Source organism: Vibrio sp. PSi01 (genome assembly GCF_054960695.1).
Genome location: NZ_JBHNYN010000009.1, coordinates 25,512 through 43,031, shown reverse-complemented (window position 1 = coordinate 43,031; position 17,520 = coordinate 25,512). Strand labels below are relative to the sequence as shown.

Annotated in this window: 14 protein-coding genes; 11 read left to right on the top strand and 3 right to left on the bottom strand. The window is 43.8% G+C overall.

The window, feature by feature from the left end; translation table 11 throughout:
- Positions 1 to 25 precede the first annotated feature (25 nt).
- Positions 26 to 451 (bottom strand): DUF3010 family protein, encoded by a 426-nt coding sequence (locus ACFI6G_RS13700; protein WP_462710321.1) that lies wholly within the window; start codon positions 449 to 451, stop codon positions 26 to 28.
- A gap of 261 nt (positions 452 to 712) precedes the next feature.
- Here ACFI6G_RS13700 and ACFI6G_RS13695 point away from each other — a divergent pair, with 261 nt between their 5' ends.
- Positions 713 to 2,350, top strand: a complete 1,638-nt coding sequence (locus ACFI6G_RS13695; RefSeq protein WP_010432978.1) for a methyl-accepting chemotaxis protein — start codon at positions 713 to 715, stop codon at positions 2,348 to 2,350.
- A gap of 231 nt (positions 2,351 to 2,581) precedes the next feature.
- Here the strand turns inward: ACFI6G_RS13695 and ACFI6G_RS13690 are convergent, their stop codons facing one another.
- Positions 2,582 to 2,929, bottom strand: a complete 348-nt coding sequence (locus ACFI6G_RS13690) for a DUF3316 domain-containing protein (RefSeq protein ID WP_010432981.1) — start codon at positions 2,927 to 2,929, stop codon at positions 2,582 to 2,584.
- A 268-nt stretch (positions 2,930 to 3,197) separates the two neighbouring features.
- On the opposite strand from ACFI6G_RS13690, the gene ACFI6G_RS13685 reads away from it, so the two are divergent.
- Complete coding sequence (locus tag ACFI6G_RS13685) at positions 3,198 to 4,067, top strand: LysR family transcriptional regulator (protein ID WP_010432983.1); 870 nt, start codon at positions 3,198 to 3,200, stop codon at positions 4,065 to 4,067.
- Between the two features lie 132 nt (positions 4,068 to 4,199).
- Here the strand turns inward: ACFI6G_RS13685 and ACFI6G_RS13680 are convergent, their stop codons facing one another.
- A complete protein-coding gene (locus ACFI6G_RS13680; RefSeq protein ID WP_010432986.1) occupies positions 4,200 to 5,861 on the bottom strand; it encodes a methyl-accepting chemotaxis protein in 1,662 nt (553 codons plus the stop codon).
- 275 nt (positions 5,862 to 6,136) lie between these two features.
- Here ACFI6G_RS13680 and ACFI6G_RS13675 point away from each other — a divergent pair, with 275 nt between their 5' ends.
- The 9 genes from ACFI6G_RS13675 to phnD all read left to right on the top strand — a co-directional run bounded on the left by ACFI6G_RS13675 (position 6,137) and on the right by phnD (position 17,415).
- Positions 6,137 to 6,649 (top strand): RNA methyltransferase, encoded by a 513-nt coding sequence (locus tag ACFI6G_RS13675; RefSeq protein WP_010432989.1) that lies wholly within the window; start codon positions 6,137 to 6,139, stop codon positions 6,647 to 6,649.
- Positions 6,650 to 6,736: 87 nt separating this feature from the next.
- Positions 6,737 to 7,573 (top strand): SGNH/GDSL hydrolase family protein, encoded by an 837-nt coding sequence (locus tag ACFI6G_RS13670; RefSeq protein WP_016800506.1) that lies wholly within the window; start codon positions 6,737 to 6,739, stop codon positions 7,571 to 7,573.
- Positions 7,574 to 7,718: 145 nt separating this feature from the next.
- On the top strand, positions 7,719 to 8,630 hold the full coding sequence (locus ACFI6G_RS13665; RefSeq protein ID WP_032544989.1) for a LysR family transcriptional regulator: 912 nt from the start codon (positions 7,719 to 7,721) through the stop codon (positions 8,628 to 8,630).
- A gap of 204 nt (positions 8,631 to 8,834) precedes the next feature.
- Entirely contained in the window at positions 8,835 to 9,842 is a 1,008-nt protein-coding gene (gene dgcN / locus ACFI6G_RS13660; RefSeq protein WP_102306074.1) for an N-acetyltransferase DgcN, read from the top strand.
- A gap of 57 nt (positions 9,843 to 9,899) precedes the next feature.
- On the top strand, positions 9,900 to 10,886 hold the full coding sequence (dgcA, locus tag ACFI6G_RS13655) for an N-acetyl-D-Glu racemase DgcA (protein ID WP_102363387.1): 987 nt from the start codon (positions 9,900 to 9,902) through the stop codon (positions 10,884 to 10,886).
- A 409-nt stretch (positions 10,887 to 11,295) separates the two neighbouring features.
- A complete protein-coding gene (locus ACFI6G_RS13650; protein ID WP_372041990.1) occupies positions 11,296 to 13,269 on the top strand; it encodes an ATP-binding protein in 1,974 nt (657 codons plus the stop codon).
- The gene (locus tag ACFI6G_RS13645) at positions 13,266 to 14,618 is read left to right on the top strand and encodes a sigma-54-dependent transcriptional regulator (RefSeq protein ID WP_010433009.1); all 1,353 of its coding nucleotides are present in this window, start codon (positions 13,266 to 13,268) and stop codon (positions 14,616 to 14,618) included. Before ACFI6G_RS13650 ends, ACFI6G_RS13645 begins: the two co-directional genes overlap by 4 nt.
- Positions 14,619 to 14,869: 251 nt before the next feature.
- Complete coding sequence (locus ACFI6G_RS13640) at positions 14,870 to 16,090, top strand: glycerophosphodiester phosphodiesterase family protein (RefSeq protein ID WP_010433010.1); 1,221 nt, start codon at positions 14,870 to 14,872, stop codon at positions 16,088 to 16,090.
- Between the two features lie 284 nt (positions 16,091 to 16,374).
- Positions 16,375 to 17,415: a phosphate/phosphite/phosphonate ABC transporter substrate-binding protein gene (gene phnD / locus ACFI6G_RS13635; RefSeq protein WP_010433011.1), complete on the top strand. Its 1,041-nt coding sequence runs from the start codon at positions 16,375 to 16,377 to the stop codon at positions 17,413 to 17,415.
- The last annotated feature ends 105 nt before the right edge of the window (positions 17,416 to 17,520 follow it).

Below are 17,520 nucleotides of genomic sequence, written 5' to 3'. Positions count from 1 at the left end.
TTAATCATTGGTTAGCGTCTATTGATTAGCGCTGCATCAAGCAAGCGTAAGCCGTTGTAAACGGTGCTTCTTGGTATTGCTTAAGGCCAGTCTCTTTGAACTTCATCATAAGAGGGTTGCGCTTTAGGCTCTCTTTGATGTCAGCAGGTGATACAACCGTTACGTCTAGGCCGTCGATCAGTTGAATTGCTGCTTCTAGTTTGAAGCCAAAGCCACCGCCAGCAAATTTGCCTTTTGTTTGGCGTTGACGAATTACAACTTTATCTACTTGGTAATCTTCCATCAACTTTGCAAAAGAGAATTGAAAGCCTTTCATATTCTGCGTGTCGTTTGCGTCGCTAATCGCAACTTTAGAAACTCGGCAATCAGGGATATTAAATACACCATCTGACAGAGAAAGAAGACAGATGACAGCATCGTTACCTTTGATTTCAACACCACAAATTTTCATGTTCATACCTATTTACTTTTGAGCCGTACATTATGGTGCTATTTCTATGACTTCTCCAGTATTTGAGCATGTCTGTGGTAAATAAGTGCAAAAATGTCTTTGGCTCTACTTTTTAATGTTGACCTTTGGTTGAATAATAGACAGTCGATTCAAGGGTAACGTTTGCTATGCGACTAGGTTCACAAACTTTTAGCTAGCTTTTAAATTGATACTGTATATTATGCGCGCGTCCCTATTTATTGTATGGTTATAAGCCCCCTTATGAGTATCAACAACCTTTCAATTAAGAGTAAAATTGCGATCCCATTAATGGTTATCGTGATCGTTTTTTCTACTGTTACTGTGCTTAATGTTCTTAAATCTAACGCTCAAGCTGCAATCAACCATGAGTTGAATAATGTGGTTCAGCCAGTGTTAGATAATTTGGAAGATGGCTATCGTGATATTTACCAAGTTATCGCTTCTGCTCAAGGTCTATTATTAGCAAAAGACCAAGCGGCGATTGAGTACCAAAAGTTTGAATTTAAAGACAATGCTTACAAAGCGGTGCCTCGTTTTCAAAGTGTCGAAACCTTATATCAAGCAGGGGTGTTGGATCCATCTTCTCGTGGTGAATTATCAAAGCTTGTTAACGCGATGAGCAAGTGGGTGGCATTGCACGAACCTATGTTTGCCGACCCTGAGAATGCATACCAATACAACATTGATTACTCTCCTGCGTTAGATGCTGAGTTTGCGATTATTCGAGATCAACTTCGTGACATCAGAACCTTGATCGAATTGAAGCAGAAAGAACTTCGTCAACAAGCCGATGAATCTATTGAATCAAGCAAGGTGATCATTGAAGTCGGCATGGGTGTGGCGATCCTGGCTGCTGCTTTCGCGTTATGGTTGTCGAATCGCTTTATCGTTAAACCGATTCAAAATGTTGAAAAAGCGATGGTTGAAATTGCTTCTGGCGATGGTGATCTTTCTCAACGTATGAGCGTTGAGGGGAGTGATGAAATTGCTCGACTTAGCTCTGCTTTCAACCAGTTTGTTGGCAAGATTCATGTGACCATCGAACAGGTTATTACCACTTCTAACGCTGTACGTTCTGAGATGGAAAACATCAAATCACTGACTCAAGGTGTGGCTCAGTTTTCTTCTAATCAACAGAAAGAGAGTGAAGTAGTTGCTGCTGCAGTTCATGAGATGCAAGCAACCAGCGTTGCCGTAAGTGGTAATGCGTTAGAAGCGGCTTCTGCAAGCAATACGGCAAATAGAGAAGTGGAATCTGCAGATAAAACTTTAGGCTTAACGGTGAGTTCGATTGAGCGCTTGGCGCATGATATCGAAAACGCGAGTGGTGTTGTTCATGAACTAGACAGTGATGTTAAGAACATTGCTTCTATTCTTGGTGTAATTAGAGGCATTGCTGAACAAACTAACCTACTTGCATTGAACGCTGCGATTGAAGCGGCACGTGCTGGTGAACAAGGTCGTGGTTTCGCTGTTGTTGCTGATGAAGTTAGAGCCTTGGCAAGTAAAACTCAAGACAGTACGGGTGAAATTCAGTCGATGATTGAACGCTTAGAAGTTGGCGCTAAACAAGCGGTGAGCGTGATGAACGAAAGTAAAGTTAGTGGCGAGAAAACCATTGTTCAAGCGAGTACAGCTGCGTCGTCATTGAGTGAAATTCGTAACTCTATCGGTATGATGAATGAGATGAACACGCAAATCGCAACTGCGGCTTCTCAGCAATCTCAAGTATCGGAAGAAGTGAACCAGAACGTTCAACGTATAGCTGAAAGCACTATGCAAATGGTGGAAATGGCGAACAGTGCAGAAAACGCATGTATGGCTTTGGCGGAGCAATGTGAAGCGCTAGATGGTTTGGTTTCTCAATTCGAAGTCTAAGAGATGCTGTTCAAGAGAGTTACTGGCTAGACGGTCAATCTATAGTGAGTAGCGACAACTAAAAAGATTTATCGAAAATGAATTATTAAAAAATAGCCAAAATGAACACTAAAAAGCCCGCACTCAATGAGTGCGGGCTTTATTTTTATATACGAGCATTCTTTATATAAAGACTTTTTAGATACGGGGTTTTATTTTAGGCACGCAGGTGCTTTGCCGATCTAGTCAGTATTAGCTGCTACGACCGTCTTTATATGTGTAACGGTAGTCAACTTTTACGTTAGCTTGATAATGGGTGTCGCCGCTCATGTTGGTGATTTTTTTCACTTCCATATTCGCATCATCAATCTTGAATGAATTGTACTTAGTTGTTTGTTGGAACTGTGGCAGTTCTCTAGAAAGCTCAAAAGATGTCTTTGTGCTTAGCTCATCCATAAGGTTGGTTCCTGCATCGTATGCTTCCGCTTCAGTAACAAAAGTATCAGATTTTAGCGTTGTTTCTTGAATCGTTGTTTTAGTTGCTGCAAACGCTGTCGTGCTGAGTACAAGAGTTGATGCAAGTATGATTAATTTTTTCATATGAGTACCTTACTTTGTTCTTTGTTGAAGTACCTGTGTTGCGGTACAGAACCAACATATCAATGAAGTGGTAAGACTAGTGTCAGAAGAAATACTAAATTTGTTAGTGTTCAGTGAGAAATATTTAGAAATGTCAGGGCTTGGTTGAGATCGTTTTGAACGATTGCAGATAGCGAAGGTTTATGTACAGAGCATATCAAGCAAGTGACACTGATTTATAACTTCAATACACTGTATGGGTAACCGTTGTTTAGCATAAGGTAAAGGCATGGCTAATTGGGAAGGGGTAAGTGAGTTTGTTGCAGTAGCAGAGCGTGAAAGCTTTACTGGTGCAGCGCAGAAGCTTGCTACATCAGTGGCTCAAATCAGCCGTAGAGTGGCAAACCTCGAAGAACGTTTGGCAGTAAAACTGCTTAATCGAACGACACGTAAGGTTTCCCTAACAGAGGCTGGGCAACTCTATTATCAACAATGTAAGTTGTTGGTCGAAGGTTTAGAAATTGCTGAACTTGCGGTCACGCAGATGCAGTCGACACCTAAAGGGTTGCTTAAAGTGACCGCGCCTGTGACTTATGGTGAGCGCCAACTCGCGCCTCTGTTACATCAATTTTTAAAGCTTCATCCACAGGTAGAACTTGAATTGATGCTGACTAATCAAAAACTTGATCTTATCGATTCTGGTGTTGATGTAGCGATTCGTCTTGGTCGCTTAGAAGATTCAAGCCTGGTGGCAAAGAAGCTCTCTCAACGCCAACTCTATGTATGTGCCAGCCCAGAGTACATTGAACGGTATGGTGAGCCACATACGCTCTCTGAATTGAACAATCATCAATGTTTAGTCGGTGGTTTCGAACATTGGCGTTTTAAAGAAAATGGCCGACCTCGTTCGGTTCGTGTTAATGGGCGCATTAAGTGCAATAGTGGTTTAGCCTTGTTAGATGCAGCCAAGCAGAGCATTGGCTTGGTACAGTTGCCTGAATACTACGTAAGTGAAGATCTAGAATCAGGAGGGTTGGTTGAAGTACTGTCTGACTATCGAGACGATAAAGAGGGGATCTGGGCGCTTTATCCGCAAAATCGCAACCTATCTTCTAAGGTTCGATTGTTAGTAGACTTTCTTTCTGAACAATTGGATTAGTTTATGATCTAAAGCTACCACCGATAAAAAAAACGGGCTTCAGATTAGAGATTCTGAAGCCCGTTTTTATTTAGTGTGAAAAGTCTTAACGTTAAGTTGCGTTTACTTGCTATTTAATAGACCGTAAATGTCCTAGACCGTGAAGCGATCCACCAAGTGGTAAAGCTCATTCGCGCGGCTGTTTAGGTTTTGGCTACCAGTGCGGTTCTGATTCGCCAGCGATGCTGATTGCGAGCTTTGATCTGAGATTACGACGATACGTTGTGAGATCTCTTGGCCTACAATGTTTTGTTGTTCCGTCGCGGTGGCAATCAGTGAATTCATATCCATGATGGTATCAATCGACGCCTGAATTTTCGCCAGTGCTGCAGCAGCGGCATTCGCTTCTTCCACGGTTTGAGCACTTCGATTTTGGCTCGAATCCATGGCTTTTACGGCAGCATCTGAAGCGGCTTTTAGCTGTTGAATCATCTTGTGAATGTCACCTGTACTTTCTTGGGTTCGACTTGCCAACTTACGAACCTCGTCAGCTACCACCGCAAATCCACGTCCTTGTTCACCGGCACGTGCGGCCTCAATTGCAGCATTCAATGCTAATAAGTTAGTTTGTTCCGCAATGTCTTGAATGACTGTCAATGAAGACGAAATGTTTTGTACATCACCCTCTAGTCTTGATACCACAGTGTTCGCTTCTGATACTTCGCTGGCAAGGCCTGCAACCGAGTTTGCAGCCGCATTGACAATCTGTTGAGCTTCTTTAGCGTTGTTTTCTGCTTGTTTCGCGGAATCCGCAGCTTGACTCGCATTACTCGAGATCTCTTGTGCGGTAGTCGTCATCTCGGTCATTGCCGTCGCGACTTGTTCAGTTTCTTCACGTTGGCCACTGGCAATCTCATCAACCTGTGCGGCACGAGAAGACATACTGCTGGTTTCAGCGACAACTTGCTGGCCAACATCACTTACGCTGCGAATGATGGTTTGTAGGCTAGCAACGAAGGCATTGAAATTTTCGCTAAGCTTGGTGAATTCTGGGGCTTTGAATGCTTCCATTCGGGCCGTGAGATCGGCTTCGCCACTGGCAAAAGCACTAATTGAGCGGTCAAACTGCTCAAGTGGCTGCATGATAGTGCGATTCACCGCGACAGCAAATATCGCGACAATAAGGGCAATAAAGCCACAGAAAATCGCGATAGCCGTTAATGAGCTTTGTAGCGCGGCATTTGAGCTTTCTTTCATTTCGGCAATAACAGCGTCGATGTCATCAGTGTAGAAGCCAGTACCCAACATCAAATCCCACTGCGGCACAAATACTGAGTAGCTGAGTTTAGGTAGCGCGACAGATTGGCCCGGCTTCGGGAAATAGTAAGTCGTGAATTCCCCTAATTTAGCATTCTTGATCAGGTCGCGGATTAAGTAGTTGCCTTGCTTGTCTTGAAGGTCATAGTAGTTTTTACCGATGCCATCGTTACTTTGACCAACCACAACTCGGACACCTTTCGAGTCATAACCAAAAATATAACCAGATTCGCCATATTCTAATGTTCTCAATGTTGGTAAAGCTTCTTCTAGCGTTGCGCCTCTGTCCAAAAATGGACTGATCGCAGAGTAGGCCATTTGCAGGTACGCTTTGAGTTCTTTTTCTTTCATCGCCATCATATTACTACGCGTCGATTCTACTTGTTGTGCGGTTAGCTCGGTGCTCTTCATATAAGTCACGCTCATCATACCAATCGCCATGAGTAACAAAGGTATGAAAGAGAGAATATAGAGGCGGTTTTTGATGGTTAGGGTCATGTCACGGTTCCTGTGCGATTGTCCAATGCAGTTTTCAACAGATTATTAATGTGATTTAAAAATGTAAATGAACTTGTTGTTTAATTGTTATCCCAAATAGCATTTGTTTGGTAAATATGAAGGTGGTTCTGTTTTCTTGCTCACAGGCCTATGTAATCAAGGGCAGTGCACGTCGTTATTTGGTGCGTTTATGTGCTTTTGCATTCGACATTGCTTTGTTAGAATGCGACGCTTTGTAGCACCCTGCTATGTCTATTCGTTAAGTGAGAAGATTCATGAACAAAAGCCATGTGACTATTGGTTTAACTAACCCAAAGAGTCCTACGAATGTTGGCGCTGTTATGCGTGCGGCTGGTTGTTATCAAGTCGACGAAGTTAAATATACAGGGCAACGCTACGAAAAAGCCGCTAAATTCCATACCGACACTAAAAGCGCAGCGCGTACGATCCCGCTTACTGGTGTTGAGTCATTTTTAGACGACCTTGAGCCTGAAACACAAATTGTGTGTGTGGAACTTGCTGAGGGTGCAACACCACTTCCGCGTTTTAAACACCCAGAAAACGCTATCTATATTTTTGGCCCTGAAGACGGTTCTATTTCTCAAGATGTTGCCGATAGAGCGGATCACGTTGTGTATGTGCCAACGGTTGGTTGCATGAATTTAGCGGCAACCGTGAATGTTTTGCTTTATGACCGCCTTGCTAAGTCAGATGAAATAGATGAGAGCAACGATCTCATTAAGAGAAGCCGTGATAATCGCAATCACTTATTGGTTAAAGAAAAGTAACTCTCTGCTTCTAGTGTTATCTATCCCGTCCGCAATCGGATATTATCTTGAGTTCATCATCAGATAATTGAAGGGTTAGATAACACCATGGAAGACAAGCAATTACTTGCCGTACTGCAACAACATCCTGTCCTCGATTTATATCAGTTATTCCAAGAAGTCGGTCAAAACCAATCTCTATATGCTTTGTTAGAGCGATTATCTTCCCTTAAAGAACAGCATCAACTAAGTACTCGTCTTAGCCCTTTCAAGCCTCACATCGAAGGGTTACTTGCTCAGTTTGATAGTACTACACCAGATAGTGAAATCCTCGAATCGATTGCACTTCAATCTGAGATTCAACAGCGAGGCCACAGCATGAGCCGTTACATAATGACATCAGATAATCATCGCCATTTTTCTCCGAATGCAGACTTAGTCATGTTTGGTGATTCGATTACTGAATGGGCACCGTGGGCGGATATTTTCCGTGATGTATCAATGGTCAACCGTGGCCTTGCAGGCGATACCACAACCGGTATGTTGCGCCGTATTGATACCACGTTGAATGTGAAGCCAAAGCTGGTGTGTTTTATGGCGGGAATTAACGATCTTGCACAAGGTTACAGCGTTGAGCATATCTATCAGAACTATGTTGATATGCTTAAGGTATGGCAAGAAAACGATATTCGAATCTTGGTGCAATCAACGCTTTATGTAGGATCTAAACTGCAAGGGTTGAATCCTCAAGTTTCAGAACTCATCAAAAGACTACAGGCTTATTGCGAACAACATGATATCGAGTTTTTGGATGTAAACCGTGTGCTAGCACCGAATAAATTACTATCCAATGAATACAGTTGTGATGATTTGCATTTGAATGCTAAGGCTTATCAAGTTTGGGCTGAGATACTTCAACCTAAGATAAAAGAGTTATTAAAATAAACTCACGCAAATAGCAGAATGGATAAATGGATAAATGGATAAATGGATAAATGGATAGATAGCTAGCTAATTAAACAGATAGACAACTTAGCCAATACTAGAAAGCCAAGCCTAAACTGGTTTCGTGAACCATAAGGACATCAATTTGAACCTAAGACAGTTGGAAGTCTTTTACGCCATTATGCAGACTGGAACCGTATCTGGAGCCGCGCGCAGTTTGCATGTGTCTCAGCCTAACGTGACCCGTATTCTGGCGCACACCGAGCAACAACTCGGGTTTGGTTTATTCGAACGTGTTAAAGGGAGACTAGTGCCAACGGTAGAGGCAAAAACCTTGTTGCCCGAAGCTGAAAAAGTGTATCAGCAACTGGGTCAGTTTCGATCTTTGACCAACAAAGTGAAGCAAGGCCATCAGCATTTACGTATTGGTGCGCCGCCGATTTTAGCGACTAAATTACTGACTCCGGTAATCGCCCAAATGTCTCGCGAGCAAAATGGCAGTAAGCAAGATCTCTCTTTTGAGTTGCTGACAGCAAACCGTGATGAACTGTGCGCTGGGCTATTAAAGCATGAGCTTGATATTGCTATTGCGTTTGGGGACGAAGCACCGCCTACCATATTAAATGAAACGCTCTTAACCGAATCCCTCAAGGTTTTGGCTCCTTCTAATACGGTTGATCATTTACCCTTGGAATTAACCCTCGATGATCTGATCAATTATCCTTTGCCAATCATCGGGCTCGATAGCCGTGACCCATTAGGGCTGCTGTTGCATCAAAGCCTTGTGGCGCGAGATGAACATTATCATTATCCAATATCTGTGCGTGGATATAGCGCGGCTGCTGAACTAGTTAAATACCAAGCCGGGTTTGCGATTGTGGATCCGTGGACGGCAGAGCAGTATCAACATGACGACTCGGTTTGTGTGTTGTCACTACAGCCGGACATACAATTCTCGGTATCGACTCTCTGTGCAGAACATACGCCACAATCTATTGCGACTAAGCAGTTCATTTCCGCACTGCAGGGGGGCTTGTTAGTTAAAAGTTGTTCGTAAAAAGCTGTTATCTAAGAACTGTTCGCTGAGAGCAGTTAGCCGATAGCCGATAGCGTTTAGCTTTGCCTATAATTCCCCCAAGTTTATAACCAAATCTTTCACCCATAACAGCATGTTATAGGCACGCGATAAATAGGTATTCGGCAGCTTCTAAGCTCTTAATTAAAGTAAACCCATACAAGGATTTATTAATTAGGAAAGCTCATGTTTATCGCTCAACCTTATCTTCTTTTTCTTGGGGATGTTACTGACCCGCTCGCCGCAAAAACAGCCCGTGGTATCCACCAATGGCGACCAGAAATCTGCTTAGGCCAACTGCGTTTAACGGGCGATACCGTTTCACTGGGCTTAATGGACATGACCTTGCAAGAGGCGCAAGCGCAGGGGGCGAAAACGCTAGTGATTGGCACCGCAAATCCGGGGGGCGTCATTCCTGATTCTTGGCAGTCAATCCTTTTGGCTGCTGCAGAAATGGGATTTGAGATTGCATCTGGCATGCATCAACGATTGGGTAAATTTTCACCGCTTGCTGACATGGAGCTAAAAGGATTGACTAAGCTTCATGATGTACGCCATTTTGACGGTGTTCTTAATGTTGGTAACGGTAAACCTCGTCAAGGTAAGCGCTTGCTTACTGTCGGAACAGATTGCTCAGTAGGCAAAATGTTCTCGGCATTAGCGATTGAAAAATCGCTTAAACAAGCGGGAACATCCGCTCAGTTTAAAGCGACAGGACAGACAGGTATTTTGATTGAAGGCTGCGGAATTTCGATTGACGCTGTGGTTGCGGATTTTATTTCGGGTGCGGTTGAAGCGATTAGCCCCGATTTTACCGACCACGAGTGGGACATCATTGAAGGGCAGGGTTCTTTGTTCAACCCTTCGTTTGCAGGCGTGAGTTTGGGGTTATTACATGGCGCACAAGCCGATGCTTTGGTGTTGTGCCATGAAGTCGGGCGACCACATATTCGTAACCTTCCTTATGCTCAATTGCCAAGCATAGAACAGACGATTGAAGCCAACTTACAAGCGGCACGACTGACGAATCCAGATGTGAAATTGGTTGGCATCTGCTTGAACACGTCGGCAATTAGCAATGAAGACGCTGAGACATTATGCCAAGAATGGACCACACTCTATCAAGTGCCCGTGACGGACCCTGTTCGTTTTGGTGTACAACACATTACTGATCATTTGCGACATTCACTTTAACGACTTCATCATTTCTACGTTTCCATTTGTTAAAGCGAACATCAACCGAGTGAAATTATGAAGATTACAGCAGAACCCATTACTATCGCGATGCAAACGGCTTTTCGCATCTCTCGTGGCAGCCGAACTGAGTGTCACGTTGTTCGTGTTTACATTGAACATGATGACAAACAAGCTCAGGGAGAGTGCACACCTTACCCAAGGTATGGCGAGTCATCAGAGTCTGTATTGGCGCAAATCCAACAAGCGTCTAGCGCACTTGAAGCAATGTTTGAACGAGGCATTACCGATCCCGCAGAGCTAAGAGATCATCTCCAGTCTTTATTGACTGGAGGTGCTGCGCGTAATGCGGTTGATTGTGCGCTTTGGGAGCTGGAAGCCAAACAACATAACCAGTTATTTCCGAATAGCCTGTTTGAGTTGCCAACTCAAATCGTGACTGCAATGACTGTCTCAATTAGCACTCCAGAAGCGATGGCGACTCAGACTCGAGACTATGTCGCGAACGGTGCGAAACTTCTGAAAGTGAAGCTTGACGGCGAGCAAGTCGTCGAGCGCGTTCGTGCTGTGCGAGAAGCTGCACCTGATGTTCAGATTGTACTGGATGCGAATGAAGCGTGGACAGGGTTGAACCTCGAAGAACTATTTAATCAACTGATTGAATTTGATATTGCGATGATCGAACAGCCTTTACCGCAGCAACAAGATGCGTCATTGGCACATATAGAGCACCCAATTCCACTGTGTGCCGATGAAAGTTGCCATACCACTTCACAGCTTTCATCTTTGTTGGGTAAGTATGAAATGGTCAACATTAAGCTCGATAAAACGGGTGGTTTGACAGAGGCATTGGCGCTTGCAGAGGAAGCTCAAAAGCTCGGATTCACTTTGATGTCGGGTTGTATGCTTGGCACGTCGTTGGCGATGCGTGCAGCGCTTCCGATTGCGGTTCAATCTGAGATTGTCGATCTGGATGGCCCTGTATTACTGGGGCAAGATGTTTCACCAGCCCTGACATATAGAGATGGGATGATCATTCTCTAAGTTTGTTTGTTCCTATTTATTGAGAGCAACGTTATGAATAAAAATCGCATAGGTGAGAGCTTGTGCGATTTTTTGTTTTTGTGGGGTAGGAGAGTTAGAGTGCTAATTGATTAATAGTATTAGAGTTTTTAAGCGCTTGAGTTGACTTGTTCGTTATTAAAGCTTTTCTATTGTTGGCTTTCTTATTGATAGAGTAATCACGTTTCTGTCGGTGGGGTCACTTTTCATTATCGCAAAACAGACAAACCAAGCTTTATAAAATAATTGTTATGATATCTTATGTGAAATGTTAATGATTACTCTTCGTTTAATAGTTCTACTAAAGCTATCTGATGTGAGGTTGAATAAGGTGTAAGCCTTAACTATTTGAATCATTGACCAATTTCTATTGATTTTTGATGAGAAGAGGGTGGAGCTAGTGAGTCGTCATGTCTCCAAGGTTACAGAAAGTAAGGACAGCTTTGAGCGCCCGTTTTCGATTAAAATCCCACACCGCAAGTGGTTTGGTTGGAAAGGTATTGAGCTTCGCTTAGTGCTGGCATTAGCCATGTTATCAATGACTACCATCTTTCTTTCCGTGGTTTCCAGTTTCACTTTTGACGATTTAAACCAGCGTTTAGTTGAGTTGAAAGAGAGTGAAATCCCAGCCTTAGATAATGCTGCACGCCTTAATGATATGGTAAGAGTGATTATTACAACCTCATCCCAACTCAGTGGTGCGGAATCTAATTTAGAGCGTAAACAGGCAATGCTAAAAATTGAAGGTGCTATTTCAGAAATGAATAGCGTCATGATTCAGTTCCCAGATTATCACTCCTATTTCAAAGATATTATCGCCCAAGTTAATAATAGTCTAAGCCTGTTGTATCAAAGTGAGATTGAGTCAGAACAGCTCAATCAGGAACTTCGCAATTTGCTTGAGGGCTTTTACCCTCTGTTACAACAAGCCAGTGATGAGCTCGACCGCTTACCTGAGTCAGCTAAAGAGCAAATTCAATACACCCAGTTAAAGTCTTTGCTTTATTACCAATTAGGCTTGGTCGAAAAGCTCTATAACGACTCCAGTTTTAATGAACTAGACTACACTAGCTACCGATTAGAGCAGATTGGTGAAGAGTGGTGGAAACTTTGGGTAAGTGGGGACCTGAGAAGTGATTTCCCAAAATTAGATCATCAATTGACCGTTATTTATGACCTTGCTTCCAGTGACAGTAGCTTATATGAACTCAAGAACAAAGCGCTCGATCATCTCTATCAAGAACAGTACTTCCTCCAAAACAGTCGTGAGCACCTGAATCAGCTTACCGTACAGATTGAAAGGAACACCAGCAAAGTGAATGGCAATATTGACGAATCCATTCAACAAGCGCAGCAGTCTTTGCAATCCAACCAACGTCTCTCTCTTTTTCTTTCTTTGTTTAGCGTATTGGCTGCCGCTGCCATTTCATGGTTTTACGTGCGAAAGAGTATTTTAGAAAGGCTGTTACAGTTGAAAGACAACATGTTTGCCATATCTACAGGACATTTAGATACCGAAGTCTCGATTCGTGGAAAAGACGAAGTGACGCAAATGGCCAAGTATCTCAAGGTGTTCCAAACCACTGCCAAAGTTGTAAAACAAACCAACCGTAAACTAGAGGCTGAGGTTGAAGAACGAACTATAGCTGAAGCAAAACTGCGAGTGACTCAAGACGAGTTAATCCAAGCCGGAAAGTTGGCTGCTCTGGGGCAGTTAAGTGTCGGGATTACGCATGAGATCAATCAACCTCTGACGGCGGTGAATAGCCACGTTCGAAGTGCTCAGCTTTGGTTAGGAAAGCAAAGGCCTGATAGGGCAGAAGCTAACTTGAAAAAGATCGAGGTCTTGTTAGAAAAAGTGGCTGCGATCACCCGCCATTTGAAGGCTTTCTCGCGTAAGAGCGATGGCAAGATCGATAATGTTGAATTGGAAAATGTGATTGGTGATGCGATTGATCTTTTTGAAACCAGGCAGAGTGCAGTGTCGATTCAGTATTCACCACAAAACAACCTATTTGTGCGAGCCAACAGCATCCGCTTAGAGCAGGTATTGGTTAATTTGATCAGCAATGCTTTGGATGCCGTCGAACATAAAGATCAACCTCAACTCAGAATATCTACACAAGAACTCACACACACAATTCAGATTTCAGTTAATGACAACGGATCAGGCATCTCTGAAGAGGATATACCGCATTTGTTCGACCCCTTTTATAGCCAAAAAACAACAGGCAAAGGGCTTGGGCTCGGCCTGTCTATCGCCTACAACATAATAAAAGACTTTGGTGGTTCGATTCATGTTGAATCAGTGGAATACCAAGGCACAACATTTATCGTCACTTTACCAAAAGGCACAAGATCATGATTTCAGACAAACACATAGTTCTTATCGACGATGAAATCGATGTCGTTGAAGCCGTGAGCGAAATGTTAGAGCTGGAAGGTTTTCGCGTCACCACTTTTACCGACCCCAACCTTGGCCTTAAGTCACTCAAGGCGAACAGCCATTCAGTGGTGTTGTGTGACGTACGTATGCCGAAAGTGGATGGCTTGACGTTATTAAGTTCAATTCAACACCGAGCGGCTGATGTTCCTGTGTTGTTGATGAGTGGCCACGGTGATATTCCGATGGCAATAGAAGCGATGAAGTTAGGTGCTTTCGATTTTTTAGAAAAACCACTAAATGCTAGTGAGCTAGTGGAAAAACTCGATCTCGCGTTGGCACAATGTCAGCACAACAGTCCGAAAATATCCGGTGACGATCAGGAAACAGACTTACCGATTGAGTCGGTGGTCATTGGCCAGTCAAAAGCGATGGAAACCATACGTAACCAAGTGCTTGCCTTATCGCATACCGGTGTCGATACCATTATTAATGGTGAAACCGGAACGGGTAAAGAGGTGATTGCTCGTGCTCTACATCAATTTAGCCGTCGTAAGGCTAGACCGTTTGTTGCGATTAATTGCGGGGGTATGACAGAAAGCATTATTGAGAGTGAGTTGTTTGGCCACGAAGCCGGTTCATTTACCAGTGCTAACAAAAAGCGTATTGGTAAAATAGAGCAAGCCAATGGCGGTACTCTGTTTCTCGATGAAATAGAAAGTATGCCGATTGCGGTGCAGATTAAATTGCTTCGTGTGATTCAAGAGCGAATGATAGAACGCGTTGGCGGCAATGAATTGATCCCTGTCGATATTGTGGTGGTCGCTGCCAGTAAAGCTGATCTGGCAAGTTTAAGTGAAACAGGTGAGTTTAGAGCGGATCTCTTTTATCGCCTTAATATTGCAAGCTTAAACCTCCCTGCGTTACGCCATAGAAAAGAAGATATTCAGGTGCTGTTTCGCCACTTTGTGATTCAGGCAAGCCAAAAATACAAGACGCGCCCTTCAACGATTTATCCGGAGCAGATACAGCAGCTATGTCGACACGAATGGCCTGGAAACGTGCGCGAATTACGTAATGTGGCCGACCGTTTTGTTTTGGGTATTGTAGGCGACGGTTTTGACCTGCAATCGCCGATTTGTGAAGCGCCTGGAGAAGATTTTGCGTTTGAAAAGCAGATGGAACAGTACGAAAGAAACGTGCTGACCGAAGCCCTTATTGAAAGCGCAGGCAATATCAGTGAGGTTTCAAATAAGCTGAACCTACCGCGCAAAACTCTTTATCGAAAAATGAAAAAACATCAACTGGATAAAGAAAGTTTCAAGGCTTAACCTGTTCAGTTGATTGTTAAATGGAAAACCAAAGTCAAAAGGAAATGCACGAGACAACAATGACCCATTTGGTTTTTAGTCGCATGGTTAACCGTTTCAAGTGGTTGTAATAAAAGAGCTTTAACATTTGGCACAAAGCGTGCAACCCCTACATTGTGGCGTCAGCCCACATGAGGTCATTTCAGAGAAAACCTAAATGATCGAATCAAGGAAATTAGAAAAATAATTGCTTGTTGCAAGGAGATACAAACATGAAGCAAATACTGAAGGGTTCTATTGCTCTGATGCTAGGCGTTAGCTCAATGACGGCATGGGCCTCTACTGAGCCTGCAAACTTAGGACCTCGTCCCCTCTTTTTAGTCAACAATATGGATGAGAGCCCTTTGAAAACCAAGCTACTGAGTTGTAGCGAAGGACCTTTTCATCGTAGCGATTTTTCTATTGGGCACCGTGGTGCTGCGATGCAGTTTCCGGAGCACACCAAGGAATCCTACTTAGCCGCGATTCAAATGGGCGCGGGCGTCGTTGAATGTGATGTTACTTTTACTAAAGATAAGGCGCTGGTATGTCGTCATTCCCAAAGTGATCTGCACACCACAACCGATGTTTTAGCGCACCCAGATCTCGCTAATAAGTGTTCAGTGCCATTTACACCTGCTAACCCAGCGACAGGCGAAGATGCTCAAGTTGAGTGTCGTACGTCTGATTTCACGCTGGCTGAGTTTAAGACGTTAAAAGGCAAAATGGATGGGGCGAACCCAAAAGCCACCACGGTGGAAGAGTACATGAACGGCACTCCTGGTTGGAGAACTGATCTTTACAGCCAAAGTGGGACATTGATGACACACGCAGAAAGTGCAGCACTGTTTAAAAAGCATGGAGTGAAGGTCACTCCTGAATTGAAATCAGCAGCGGTTGACATGCCTTTCAATGACTTTAGCCAAGAGATGTATGCGCAGAAGTTGGTGGATGAACTAAAAGAGGCGGGCTTCGAGCCCTCTGAGACCTACCTACAGTCATTCAACTTGGATGATGTGAAGTATTGGATCAAAGAAGCACCGAAGTTTGGCAAACAAGCGGTTTATCTTGATGACCGTGTTTACGAAAAAGCGGACTTTGTCGCGTCTGTTGAGAACATGAAAGAACTGCGCGATGCAGGTGTGAATATCATCGCACCACCTCTGTTCGCTCTGGTTGATTTAGATGAAAACAACGAATTGGTTGCGTCCAACTACGCCAAGCTCGCTAAAGGTGCAGACCTCGACATTATCGCGTGGACACTTGAGCGCTCTGGCCCATTAGCGCAAGGCGGTGGTTGGTATTACAAGAGTGTAAAAGACGGCATCAATAATGATGGCGATATGATGAAAATGCTCGATGTGCTGGCGCAAGACGTCGGTGTAATGGGCGTATTCAGCGATTGGCCAGCAACCGTAACTTACTACGCGAACTGTATGGACAGCGACGCTTAGGCGGTGACAGGCCAACGATTTCGACTGTTGATGGTTAATCGCTTAGCCCAATAATAAGAGAAAAAGCCGTGAACCAAAGAGCCTTCGGGCTCTTTTTTTTCACTAAAACTGTTGGGACAAAAATGACCCAAATTATGAATTTTTAGTTGGACATTAATGACTCAAAATATATTGTCTAGCTTGGGGTTTATTATAACTTATTGAAATTTAATAAATAAAAAATTGGCACAAAGGCTGCAATGGTCAACGTGACTTTCAACAATAAGTAAAAGTAAGGTTTGAATATGAAAATCAGTGTTAAAGGACTGTTAATCGCTAGCTCATTACTGCTTCCTTCAATGGCTATGGCAAGCGACTGCTCTAGCCGTGGTGTGTTAGACGATCGATACTGTGATGAAAACCAAGATTTAGTGGCCGATTCACCAAAGAACCCAGATGAGTGGAACGACCCAAGTACGCTTGTGTTTACTTACACTCCGGTTGAAGACCCAGCATTATACAAAGACGCGTTCGCCGACTTCCAAGCTCACCTAAGTAAAATTACGGGTAAGCGGGTAATTTACTACACGGTGCACTCGAATTCTGCGCAAGTAGAAGCGATGCGTTCTGGTCGACTGCACGTTGCTGGTTTCTCTACGGGCCCGACAGGCTACGCAGTTAACCTAGCGGGTTATGTTCCTATCGCAGTAAAAGGCGATGAGTCTGGCTTCCAAGGCTATAACCTAATCACGATTGTGCGTAAAGATAGCGGCATTAATAAAATGTCTGATCTGAAAGGCAAAAAGGTTGCACACACTTCTGCATCTTCCAACTCTGGCAACCTAGCTCCACGAGCGCTATTCCCAGCGAAAGGTCTAGTGCCAGATGAAGACTACAAAGTGCTTTATTCCGGTAAGCATGACCAATCTATTTTAGGTGTCTTCAATGGAGACTATGATGCGGCACCTGTGGCATCGGATGTGTACGATCGAATGGTGGCAGCTGGTCGTGTCGACGATTCCGAACTGAAGATCATCTACCGTAGCCCACGCTTCCCAACTTCTGCTTTTGGATACGCTTACAATCTAAAACCAGAGCTAGTTGAGAAGATCAACGAAGCGTTCTTTAGCTACCGCTTTACGCCTGAAATGAGTGCATCATTCAAGGGCGCAGATCGTTTCTCGCCGATTAGCTACAAGGAAGAGTGGGGTGTTATTCGTGATATCGCACACGCAACTGGTACGGCTTACACTAAAGCTGGCCTAAAGAAACTGGCAGAGAAAGACGCAGCGAAACGTGCTAAGAAAAAAGCAGCAGAGCTAGCAAAACAAGCCAATAGCCAGTAATTCCCCCCGTTAATTAGTTAACTATTCAGCTTATTCACTGAGTAAGCTTATTTAAAATCTATGCCCTCATGGGTAGGGCATAGATCATTCTAAAATTCGCACAAG

Coding starts and splice junctions, on each gene's coding strand:
- ACFI6G_RS13690 (WP_010432981.1), bottom strand. CDS start 2,929: ATGAAAAAATTAATCATACTTGCATCAACTCTTGTACTCAGCACGACA.
- ACFI6G_RS13680 (WP_010432986.1), bottom strand. CDS start 5,861: ATGACCCTAACCATCAAAAACCGCCTCTATATTCTCTCTTTCATACCT.
- ACFI6G_RS13645 (WP_010433009.1), top strand. CDS start 13,266: ATGATTTCAGACAAACACATAGTTCTTATCGACGATGAAATCGATGTC.
- phnD (WP_010433011.1), top strand. CDS start 16,375: ATGAAAATCAGTGTTAAAGGACTGTTAATCGCTAGCTCATTACTGCTT.
- ACFI6G_RS13675 (WP_010432989.1), top strand. CDS start 6,137: ATGAACAAAAGCCATGTGACTATTGGTTTAACTAACCCAAAGAGTCCT.
- ACFI6G_RS13640 (WP_010433010.1), top strand. CDS start 14,870: ATGAAGCAAATACTGAAGGGTTCTATTGCTCTGATGCTAGGCGTTAGC.
- ACFI6G_RS13685 (WP_010432983.1), top strand. CDS start 3,198: ATGGCTAATTGGGAAGGGGTAAGTGAGTTTGTTGCAGTAGCAGAGCGT.
- ACFI6G_RS13695 (WP_010432978.1), top strand. CDS start 713: ATGAGTATCAACAACCTTTCAATTAAGAGTAAAATTGCGATCCCATTA.
- dgcA (WP_102363387.1), top strand. CDS start 9,900: ATGAAGATTACAGCAGAACCCATTACTATCGCGATGCAAACGGCTTTT.
- dgcN (WP_102306074.1), top strand. CDS start 8,835: ATGTTTATCGCTCAACCTTATCTTCTTTTTCTTGGGGATGTTACTGAC.
- ACFI6G_RS13670 (WP_016800506.1), top strand. CDS start 6,737: ATGGAAGACAAGCAATTACTTGCCGTACTGCAACAACATCCTGTCCTC.
- ACFI6G_RS13700 (WP_462710321.1), bottom strand. CDS start 451: ATGAAAATTTGTGGTGTTGAAATCAAAGGTAACGATGCTGTCATCTGT.